At 73.9% G+C, this 9,582-nt stretch carries 2 protein-coding genes; both read left to right on the top strand.

Going from position 1 to position 9,582, the window contains the following annotated elements:
* Window positions 1–184: 184 nt before the first annotated feature.
* The gene (locus ACWEQL_RS38285; RefSeq protein ID WP_452155531.1) at window positions 185–4,864 is read left to right on the top strand and encodes an amino acid adenylation domain-containing protein; all 4,680 of its coding nucleotides are present in this window, start codon (window positions 185–187) and stop codon (window positions 4,862–4,864) included.
* Between the two features lie 2 nt (window positions 4,865–4,866).
* On the top strand, window positions 4,867–9,582 hold a 4,716-nt coding region (locus ACWEQL_RS38280), incomplete at its 3' end, for an amino acid adenylation domain-containing protein (protein WP_452155529.1).

The raw sequence follows: 9,582 nt of genomic DNA, 5'->3' as shown, positions 1-9,582 counted from the left end.
AGCAGGAGTGCCTCACCCGGATCGGCGAGGTGTGGACCGACATGCGCCCGCTGAGCCTGCGCACCCGCATGGCCGCCGCCGCCAACTGAACCACCCCGCTCTCCCGCGGCGGCCCCTCACCGCCACCGCGGGAGAGCGCGCGTCGTTCCGCCAACCCCACCGTGACACCGAGCGAGGAGCTCTCGTGACCCCGCGGCCTTCCCTGCACGACCTGTTCGCGAGCTCGGCCCGCCGGGCTCCCGACGCCATCGCCGTGTCCGACCACCAGGACACCATCGACCACCGCCGGCTCGACGAGCACGCCGGCCGGCTGGCGCACCACCTCGCAGAGGCGGGCATCGCGCCCGGCGCCGTCGTCGGCGTGCGCCTCGCCCCCGGGGCGGCGTTCGCGCGCACCGTCGCCGGCGTCTGGCGCGCCGGCGCGGCCGTCCTGCCGCTGCCCGCCGACCACCCGCTCGGTGAACTCCCCGCCCGCGTGGAGCTCGTCCTCACCCTGGACGGGCACGCCCCCGAGCGGCCCGGCGCCGCCCGGGTCGTCGACCTGGCCGCGCTGGCGCAGGACCTCGCCGACCGGCCCGCCGACCACCCCGGCCGCCCCGCCGGGCCGACCGACGCCGCCTGGCTGCGCCACGACCCCGCCACCGGCCGCACCCTGGTCCTCGACCAGGCCACCGTGCTGCACCAGATCGACTGGCTGATCGAGGAGTTCGGCCTGGAGCCCGGCGACCGGGTGCTCTGCGCGGGCGACACCGACGCCTGGTTCGTCCCGCTGTTCGCCGCCCTCGCCGCCGGAGCCACCGCCCTGCCGGTGACCGACCCCGCCGCCGTCGCCACCGTCGCCGCCGAACAGCGGGCCACCGTGCTGGCCGGCGCGCCCGCGCTGCTCGCCGCCGCCGACCTGCGGCCCGGCAGCGCCCCGCGCCTGGTCCTCGCCGCCGGCGCGGAGCTGCCCGCCGACGCCGCCCGCGCCCTGACCGCCGCCGGCGCCGGCGAACTGTGCGCCGTCCACCTGCTCGACGGCGCCCTCGCGGTCACCGCCCACACCGTCGACCCGGACCGCGGCGACCCGGACCGCAGCGGCCCGAACACCCTGCTCGGCCGCCCGATCGACAGGATCCCGCTGCTCGTCCTGGACGAGTACGGCGACCTCGTCCCGCCGGGCGTTCCCGGCCGGCTGCACGCGGCCGGCCTCGGCGCCGGCTCCCACTACCTCGACGACCCGCACACCACCGCCGAGCGGCTGCGCCCCGCCGTGTACGGCGCCGCCGGCAGCCGCATGCACGCCACCGGCGACCTGGTGCGCTGGCGCAACGACGGCGTCCTGGAGCTGCTCGGCGAGGCCGACCGCCCGCAGGCCGCGCCCGCCGCCGCGCCCGGCCGCCCCGCCCACGTCGCCCCCGGGACGCCCGCCGAGCGGACCGTGGCCCGGATCTGGTCCGAGCTGCTGGAGGTGCCGCAGGTCGGCCTGGAGGACAACTTCTTCCAGCTCGGCGGCTACTCGCTGCTCATGACCGAGCTGGCCAAGCGCCTCCACGAGGCCACCGGCACCCCCGTCGTGCTCGCCGACCTGTTCGGCGCGGTCACCGTCCGCGAGCAGGCCGCCCTGCTGACGGCCGCCGAGCCGGAGACCGCCGGCATCACCCCGGTGCCGCGCGACCGGCCGCTGCCGCTCTCGTACGGCCAGCGCCGGATCTGGCTCCTGGACACCATGGAGCCCAGCCCGGAGTGGACCGCCCCGCTGTTCCTGCGGCTGCCCGGCGACGTCGACGCCGACACCGTCCGCCTGGTGCTCGACACCCTCGCCGACCGCCACGAGGCGCTGCGCACCCGCTACACCGTCGTCGACGGCGAACCGCGGCAGGAGATCGGCGAGACCCTGCCGATCGAGCTGCGGTACGCCGAGGGCGGCCGCGAGGAGATCGTCGAGCTCTTCCGCGAGCAGTTCGAGACCGGCTTCGACCTCACCTCCGGCCGCCTCTGGCGCGCCACGCTGGCCCGGATCCCCGCCGACGGCGACGGGCAGCTGCTGCTCGTCACCATCCACCACATCGCCTGCGACGGCTGGTCGGCCGCGATCCTGGAGGAGGAGTTCCACCTGCTCAGCGCCGCCCTGCGGGCCGGCGTCGAGCCGCGGCTGCCCGCCGTCCCGGTGCAGTACGCCGACTACGCCGACTGGCAGCAGGAGTGGCACTCCAAGGAGCGGCTGGCCGACGAACTCGACCACTGGCGCACCGCGCTCGACGGGCTCGTCCCGCTGGAGCTGCCCGCCGACCACCCGCGCCCGGCCAAGCGCGACCCGCGCGGCGACGTCGTCACCTTCGACATCCCGCGGCGCCTGATGGCCGCGGTCACCGACCTCGGCCAGAGCCGCGAGGCCACGCCGTTCATGACCCTGCTGACCGCCTTCGGCACCGTGCTCGCCCGGCTCAGCGGCCAGTGGGACGTGGTCGTCGGCACCCCGGTCGCCGGCCGCACCCGGCCCGAGGTCGACCGCACCGTCGGCTTCTTCCTCAACTCGCTGGTGCTGCGCTACCAGCTGGAGGAGGACCTGACCTTCACCGAGGCCCTGGAGCGGGTCCGGGTCGTCTGCCGCGAGGCCTTCGCCCACCAGAACCTCTCGTTCGAGCACATCGTGGACGAGCTGCGCCCCGAGCGCGACCAGTCCCGCACCCCGCTCTACCAGGTCGCCTTCAACCTGCACGACGGCCAGCTGATCGGCGGCATGCCGGACCGCGCCGACATCGACTACCTCCACCCGGCCCGCCGGGTCGCCAAGACCGACCTCACCCTGTACGTCCGCAGCGAGGCCGACGGCACCTGGAGCGGCGCCTTCGAGTACAGCGACGCGCTGTTCGAGCGGGCCACCGTCGAGCGCCTGGCCGACCACTTCCTGCGCCTGCTGGAGTCCGTCACCACCGAGCCCACCGTCACCCTCGCGGCCGCCGAGATCATGGCCGAGGAGGACCGCGAACGGCTCGCCGGCTGGGGCACCGGCGAGCGCGCCGACTGGCCGGCCGGCACCACCCTCGACCTGTTCGAGGAGCAGGCCCGGGCCACCCCCGACGCCGTCGCCGTGATTGCCGGCGGGACCCGCCTGACCTACGCCGAGGTGGACGAGCGGGCCAACCGCATCGCCCACCACCTGATCGCCCTGGGCGCCGGCCCCGACACCGTCGTCGGCCTCTGCCTGGCCCGCGGGCCGGAACTGGTCCCCGCCCTGCTGGGCATCTGGAAGGCCGACGCCGCCTACCTGCCGCTGGACCCGGCGCTGCCCGCCGAGCGGCTGCGCCACGTCCTCTCCGACTGCCGCTCGCCGCTGCTCGTCACCGCCTCCGACCTGGCGTCCGCCGCGGAGGGCTTCCAGGGCACCCGGGTCCTGCTGGACACCGACCGCGCCGCCGTCGAGGCCCGCCCGGCCTGGCGGCCCGCCCGCACCGGCGACCCGGAGCTGCTCGCCTACGCGATCTACACCTCCGGCTCCACCGGCCGCCCCAAGGGCGTCATGGTGCACCACCGCGGCCTGGCCAACCACCTGCGCTGGGCGGCCCGCGACCTGACCGGCACCGAGGGCGGCGCCCCGCTGTTCTCCTCCATCGCCTTCGACCTGCCGGCCACCAACCTGTACGTGCCGCTGATCACCGGCCGCGCGGTGCACGTCCTGCCCGCCGACCTCGACCTCGCCGCCCTCGGCGCGACGCTGCTGGCCGACGCGCCGTACGCCTTCGTCAAGCTCACCCCCGGGCACCTCGAACTGCTCACCGACCAGCTGACGGACGAGCAGATGTCCGCGCTGGCCGGGCTGGTCCTGGTGGCCGGCGAGGAACTGCCCGCCCGCCTCGCCAACCGCTGGCTCACCGCCCTCGGCACCGGCCGGCTGATCAACGAGTACGGGCCGACCGAGGCCTCGATCGGCTCCACCGCGCACCCCGTCGACCGGCCGCAGGCCGCCGCCGTACCGCTGGGCGGCCCGCTGCCCAACACCACCACCGTGGTGCTGGACGGGTCCGGGCGGCCCGTCCCGGTCGGCGTCCCCGGCGAACTCCACGTCGGCGGCGAGGGCCTGGCCCGCGGCTACCACGGCCGCCCCGAGCTGACCGCCGAGAAGTTCGTCCCGAACCCGTACGGCCCGCCCGGCTCCCGGCTCTACCGCACCGGCGACCTGACCCGGCTGCTGCCCGACGGCGCCATCTCCTTCCTCGGCCGCATCGACACCCAGGTCAAGCTGCGCGGATACCGCATAGAACTTGGAGAGATCGAGGCCGTACTGTCGGAAATGGGACCGGTCCGCGACGCCGTGGTGGTCGTCCGCGAGGGCGCCACCGGTGAGAAGTCGCTGGCCGGCTACCTGGTCGCGGACGGCGACGGGCCCCTCGACCTGGACGCGGTCAGGGCCGGGCTCGCCGAGCGGCTCCCCGACTACATGGTCCCGTCGGCCTTCGCGGTGATCGACCGGATCCCGCTCACCGCCAACGGCAAGGTCGACCGCCGGGCCCTGCCCGACATCGACGCCGGGGCCGACGACCACCAGCCGCCCACCACCCCCACCGAGGAGCGGATCGCCCAGATCTGGGCCGAGCTGCTCGGACTGCCCCGGGTCGGCGTGCAGGACAGCTTCTTCGCACTCGGTGGCCACTCCATCCTGGCCATCCGCATGACCTCCCAGCTCCAGGACGAGTTCGACATCGACCTCTCCATCGGCACTGTCTTCGCCCAGCCCACCGTCGGCCGACTGGCCGCGGCGATCGAGGACCGGATCAGGGCCGAGATCGAACAGCTGAGCGACTCCGAGATCGCGGAGTCGGACCTCTTCGCCCCCGGCACCGTTACGGCCGGCGCGGCCGCCACGCACTCCAAGGAGAACTAGGAATGAACACCGGCGACATGAAGTCGACCCAGCAGGACGTGGCAGCGCAGCGCGAGGAACTGCTGCGGCGCCGGCTGGCCGGCAAGCGGGGCGGTCGCCGGTCCCTGATCACCACGGTTGATCGGGACCAGCCGCTGCCCGTGACCTTCGGCCAGCAGCAGATGTGGTTCCTCAACCGCCTGGAGCCCGACAGCGCCGAGTACCTCGTACCGCTGGCGCTGCGGCTCGACGGGACGCTGGATCGCGCGGCCCTGCGCGCGGCGTGGACGGAGATCGTCGCACGTCACGAGATCCTGCGGACCCGCTACGTCCTGGCCGGCGAGGAGCCGGTCCAGGTCGTCGACGCTCCCGAGGCCCCGCCGTTCCCCGTCGTGGACCTGGCGGACGTCCCCGCCCAGGACCGCGAGGCGCGGGCCCGGGAGCTCGCCGAGCAGGAGATCGTCGTCCCGTTCGACCTGGAGCGGGACCGGCCGGTGCGAGCCCGGCTGATCGCCCTCGCCGAGGACCGGCACATCCTGGTCGTCACCTTCCACCACATCGCCTGCGACGCCTGGTCGATGGGCGTCTTCGCCGAGGAACTCGGCGCCCTGTACACCGCGTTCACCACCGGCGCGCCCTCCCCGCTCGCCCCGCTGCCGGTCCAGTTCGCCGACTTCGCCGCCTGGCAGCGCAAGGAGCTGAGCGGCGCCGCGCTCGACCGCCAGCTCGACTACTGGCGCGAGCGGCTGTCCGGCGTCCCCGTCATCGACCTGCCCACCGACCGCCCGCGCCCCGCCCGCCGCGACTCCGCCGGCGACGCCGTCACCTTCACCATCCCGGCCGGACTCGCCGAGCGGGCCCAGCAGGTGGCCGCCGACAACGAGGTCACCCGGTTCGTCGTCCTGCTCACCGCCTTCCAGACGCTGATCTCCCGCTACACCCGCACCACCGACATCCCCGTCGGCGTCACCGTCTCCGGCCGCGCCCGCCCCGAGCTCCAGCGGCTGATCGGCTACGGCATCAACGTCGTGGTCAACCGCCTGGGCTGGCAGGGCGACCCGACCTTCCGGGAGCTGCTCGCGACCGGCCGCCGCACCGTCCTGGAGGCCTACGAGCACCAGTCCGTGCCGTTCGCCCGCCTCGTCGACGAGCTGCAGCCGGAGCGCGACCTCTCGCGCACGCCGCTGTACCAGGTCGACTTCATCCTGCGCGAGAACCAGGCGCCGGCCTTCGAGCTGCCCGGCCTGACCGTGCGCCCCGAGTCCGCCTCCCGGGTCGCCAAGGTCGACCTCACGCTGGACATCACCGACGCCGCGAACGGGCCGCTGGAGGCCCGCCTCTGCTTCGCCACCGCCCTCTTCGACCGCGGCACGGTCGAGCGGATGGCCACGCACTACCTGAACCTGCTGGCCGGCCTCACCGCGACGCCGGACGCCCGGCTCGGCGAGATCGACCTCCTGTCCGCCGAGGAGCGGGGGCTGCTGCTCGACGCGTGGAACGCCACGGTCGAGGTGCCGGTGGAGGAGTGTGTTCACGAGCTGTTCGCGGCGCAGGCCGCGCGGACGCCGGACGCGGTCGCCCTGACCAGCGACGGGCTGAGCCTGACGTACGGGGAGCTGGAGGAGCGGGCGAACCGGATCGCTCAGCATCTGGTGGCGTTGGGTGCGGGTCCGGAGCGGATCGTGGGTCTGTCGCTGGAGCGTGGTCCGGATCTGATCCCGGCGCTGCTGGGCATTCTGAAGTCGGGTGCGGCGTATCTGCCGCTGGATCCGGCGAACCCGGCGGATCGTCTGGCGTACATGCTGGCGGATGCGAAGGCCGAACTGCTGGTCACGCATTCGTCGTTGGGTGGGCTGGAGTTCTCGGGCACCCGTGTGCTCGTCGACGCCCACGCGGAGGAGATCGCGGCCCGTCCGGCGACGGCTCCGGTCACCGGGGTGCGTCCGGACAACCTGGTCTACGTCATCTACACCTCCGGTTCGACGGGTCTGCCGAAGGGCGTGAGCCTGACCCACGGCAATGTGGTGCGGCTGTTCACGGCGACGCGGGAGGATTACCACTTCGGGTCGGCGGATGTGTGGCCGTTGTTCCACTCCTACGCGTTCGACGTCTCGGTGTGGGAGATGTGGGGGGCGCTGCTGCACGGTGGCCGTCTGGTCGTCGTCCCGCGGCAGGTCAGCCGTTCCCCGCACGAGCTGCTGGACCTGCTGGTCACCGAGCGGGCCACGATCCTGTGCCAGACGCCGTCGGCGTTCCGCACCCTCACCCAGCTCGCCGGTGACGGCGACCCCCGCATCGACGGGCTCGCCCTGCGCGCGATCGTCTTCGCGGGCGAGCGCCTGGAGATGGCGGAGCTGCGCCCGTGGGCCGAGCGGGTGGGCACCGAGGGCACGGCTCTGGTGAACATGTACGGGATCACCGAGACGACCGTGCACTCGACGTATCACCGGATCACCGACCAGGACGTGGCGCGGTCGGCGCACAGCCCCGTCGGCTCGCCGATGGACGACACGGCCATCCACGTTCTCGACGAGCGTGGGCATCTCGTTCCGGTGGGGGTGCCGGGTGAGATCCACGTCGGTGGCCCGGCGGTGGCCCGTGGCTACCTCAACCGCCCGGAACTGACCGCCGAGCGTTTCGTCCCCAACCCGTACGGGCCGGCCGGCTCCCGGCTCTACCGTTCCGGTGACCTCGCGCTGCGTCTGGCGGACGGGACGCTGGAGTCGCTGGGCCGGATCGACAAGCAGGTCAAGCTCCGTGGGTACCGGATCGAGCTCGGTGAGATCGAGACCGCGCTCGGCGAGCTGCCCGAGGTCCGCCAGAGCGTGGTGATCGTCCGCGACGGCGACAACGGCGAGAAGATGCTGGTCGCGTACGTCGTGCCCACCGCTGACGCCGTGATCGACACCGCTGCCCTGCGCGCCCGGCTCGGGGAGGGCCTGCCGGAGTACATGGTCCCGGCCGCGTTCGTCACCCTGGACGCCATCCCGCTGACCACCAACGGCAAGGCCGACACGCGTGCTCTGCCCGCCCCCGACCTGGACGCCTTCACCGCCTCCCGCTACACCGCCCCGCGCACCCCGATCGAGGAGCGCCTGGCCGCGATCTGGGCCGAGGTCCTCGGCCTGACCCAGGTGGGCGTGGAGGACAGCTTCTTCGACCTCGGCGGCGACTCCATCCGGGCCGTCCGCCTGGTCGGAGCGATGCGTGCCGCCGGCTACGACGTCTCGGTCCGCGACGTGTTCGAGCAGCGCACCATCGCCGTCATGGCCGCCGCCCTCCCGGGTGTCGGCACGGGCGAGTCGCTGATCACCGCCGTCCGGCCGTTCGAGCTGATCGGCGAGGAGGACCGCAGCGCCCTGCCGGCCGACGTGGTCGACGCCTACCCGCTGTCGCAGATCCAGACCGGCATGCTCATCGAGATGCTCGCGGCGACCGACGGTCGGAACGTCTACCAGAACATCAGCTCCTTCCGCCTGCCGGACCGCCAGGCGTTCTCGCCGGACGCCCTGCGCGGTGCCGTCGAGCTGATCACCGCCCGCCACGAGACGCTCCGCACCTCGATGCACCTGGACGGCTACAGCCAGCCCCTCCAGCTGGTGCACGCCGCCGCCGAGATCCCGGTCACCGTCCACGACCTGCGCGGCTCGACCGCCGAGCAGCGCGCCGAGCACGGCCGTGCCTTCGCCGCCGCCGAGAACGCCGCCGCGTTCGAGCTCACGGCAGCCCCGCTGATGCGGATCGCCGCGCACCTGGAGTCCGACGAGTCCTGGTACCTGACCCTCACCTACCCGCACGCCATCACCGACGGCTGGTCCGTCAACTCGATGCTGATGGAGCTTCTGGGCGACTACCAGGCCCTGCGCGACGGCCGCGAGCCCGCTGCCCAGGCCCCCGTCCCGGTGCGGTACGCCGACTTCATCGCCGCCGAGCGGGCCGCCCTCACCGACCCGGCGACCCAGGAGTTCTGGCAGCAGGTCGTCGACGCGCACAGCCCGCTGGCCCTGCCGGCGACCTGGGGCGGGGCACCGGGAGGTCGGTCCGGCCTGCAGGTGCCGTTCGCGGACCTGGAGGACGGGCTGCGCGAGCTGGCCGCCCGAGCGAAGACCTCGATCAAGAGCGTCATGCTGGCCGCCCACCTCAAGGTGATGTCCGCGCTCACCGTGGACGAGGCCTTCCACACCGGCGTGGTCTACCACGGCCGTCTGGAGGCGCCGGGCGCCGAGCGGGTGCTCGGCATGCACCTCAACACGCTGCCCTTCCCGGTCACCGTGGGCGCGCGCACCTGGCGTGAGCTGGTCGAGCGGACCTATGCGACGGAGACCGCGATCTGGTCGCACCGCCGCTACCCGCTGCCCGCCGTCCAGCGGGCCGCCGACAGCGCGGACGACCTGCTCACCGTCATGTTCGACTTCCACGACTTCCACCAGCTGGACGCCGATGCGGTCGACACCGCCGCCGAACTGCGCGAGAGCGCCAACGAGTTCGGACTGAGCGTCATCACCCGCGACGGTCACGTCAACCTCAGTAGCGCGACCGAGGCCTTCGGTGCCGACGGCCTGGAGCGGCTGGGTGGGATGTACCGGCTGGTGCTGGAGGCGATGGCCGCGGACGCGGAGGGTGACGCGCGGGGGGTGTTCCTGCCGGAGGCGGAGCGGGCGGTGTTGTCCGCGCCGGTGCGGGAGGTGGCGTGGGCGTGCGGGAGTGCTCCGCAGGCACTGGCCGAGCGGGCCGGGGAG

It is taken from the genome of Kitasatospora sp. NPDC004240 (assembly GCF_053603215.1).
Note: the sequence above shows the minus strand (reverse complement) of the source record. Positions and strands in the feature narration are given on the sequence as shown.